General features: G+C 38.7%; 2 protein-coding genes. Both read left to right on the top strand.

Annotation, left to right across the window (positions count from 1 at the left end; genetic code table 11):
* Window positions 1-207 precede the first annotated feature (207 nt).
* The gene (locus tag JWH17_RS23115) at window positions 208-1,299 is read left to right on the top strand and encodes a toprim domain-containing protein (protein ID WP_205225064.1); all 1,092 of its coding nucleotides are present in this window, start codon (window positions 208-210) and stop codon (window positions 1,297-1,299) included.
* Between the two features lie 334 nt (window positions 1,300-1,633).
* A complete protein-coding gene (locus tag JWH17_RS24245; protein WP_269755910.1) occupies window positions 1,634-1,756 on the top strand; it encodes a hypothetical protein in 123 nt (40 codons plus the stop codon).
* The last annotated feature ends 111 nt before the right edge of the window (window positions 1,757-1,867 follow it).

The raw sequence follows: 1,867 nt of genomic DNA, 5'->3' as shown, positions 1-1,867 counted from the left end.
TCGGGGCGATTGAGTTGTTCGCTGCAACCCCAAAAACACGAAAATTTAAATGTTGAATTGACCCTGATTTCCATATTTATCGCATAATTAAAGACGCTGGGGAATAAACCATTTATTCGAGATTCCCCTAAGACACAAACCGACCTGCGAAACTTCCGTGTGCCAAGTAATGGATTTCATGCTGACAATTGGTTGGAGGTATCATCAATGAGCTGGGATTGGGATTGGTTTGAGTATGTAAATAAATGGAATCCTGGTAAGACTGCAAACCTGTTTGCTCTTACACCTCAGAAGCTTAAGCATGTTTACAATTATCTCTGCCTGGAGCTAGAGGCATGTGATCCTCTGTGGCAATGGGCCCAGCTCACTCAGTTCGTAACAGTGGATGAGCGTGCAAAATTGAAGAAGGATGCTCTATTAGCTGAAACGATCCGCTCAGCTGCTCGTATGGTCAGTTCGCTAAATAAAGACATTTACGAAGAAGAGTTTCCACCGCCCAACGAAGTGCTCGGTACTGTCATAAACCACATACCAGAGTTGTCAATAAGGAAAGATGTGCGTGAGTACCTAGAGTATGTCGTTAACCGTTTTGGGTTAAATCCTCGGCCTAAACTATCACTGCTTGTAGAAGGTCAAACTGAAGAGATGGCCATTCTCAAGATATTCGAGGAATACTATGAAGTCCATCCAAGCATTCTAGGTATTGAAATAGTCGTGCTGACTGGTGTTGACTTGGCGACTGGCAACAAAAAAGATGATCGTTTCAGCGCTATTTTTCGTCTGTTGGATTACCTACACAGTAATCAAACGATCAGTTTCCTGATTCTTGATAATGAAAACTATGCTAGCAAGTTAAAAGAGGCTGCAAAAAAGGTAAAATCGATACATAGCCAATACAGATATGTTACACGAAACGATTATATCAAGATCTGGCGAGATTCTTTCGAATTTGACAATTTTTCTTGCACAGAAATTGCCTCGGCCTTTAATGCTATATCGAAAGGGAGAGCCACATTTTCTGTAAGTGATATTAGAGATTGCAAAGAGAATTCCAATTCAGGAAGCGCCTTGAAGCAGCTGTATAGAGTGAAGTGCTCATACGGACTGCCGAAAATTGAATTCAATGAAGAACTAGTCAAACTTATGTTGTCCCCTCAGTCAAACAAGAAAGTTTCTAACAGGGAAATTGTGAAAGTCTTGGATAGGGTGATTAAACTTGCCAATCTAAATCACTTTCCTGTCATGAAGAGAATAAAAGATAAAAACCAAAGGTCAAAATATTTAGGCAAAAAAGTATAGGATTGACGAATACCTCCTTTCTCTTTCTGGTTAAACGCCTTAAAAAAGTGGTTATGAGAAGAGGAGTTGGGTTTATTTCAAAGAGTCAAGATTTCTCCTATATAGTTTCAGAATTGTTTGCCGCCGGTCATAAAATATTCGATTTTTTTATTTAAATTTAACCTAATACATTGTTCTTTCTGAGAAAATAAACATGGCAATTGTCCACCACAACATCCCTGCACATTTAAATTATTTCTTGTGTCTAGAGGATGATATACAACAACTATCTCGATGGATCGAATTCTCACCAGATAACCAAAATGTTTATTCAATAGAACTCGCTAGACTTCTCATGACTGCATCTGCAGAAGCAGATATTATCGCTAAAGCTCTTTGCCTAAATATTGATCAACAATTTAGTGGTAGAAACATCCACGATTACCAGGGCAGTCTGACTACCCTGAAAATCGTCTAAAGCGAACATCCTAATCGTAAGACCCTACTTTATAAGCACGGTTTTATTGAATTACCGTGCTTTTTTTCTTGTCTTTAAACGTGTACGTATTATAATTATACGACCATCTTA

Source organism: Desulfogranum marinum, from assembly GCF_016918565.1.
In the GTDB taxonomy this organism is placed as follows: Bacteria; Desulfobacterota; Desulfobulbia; order Desulfobulbales; family Desulfobulbaceae; genus Desulfogranum; species Desulfogranum marinum.
The sequence above is the reverse complement of the archived record's forward strand: the minus strand, read 5'-3'. Positions and strand labels throughout refer to the sequence as shown.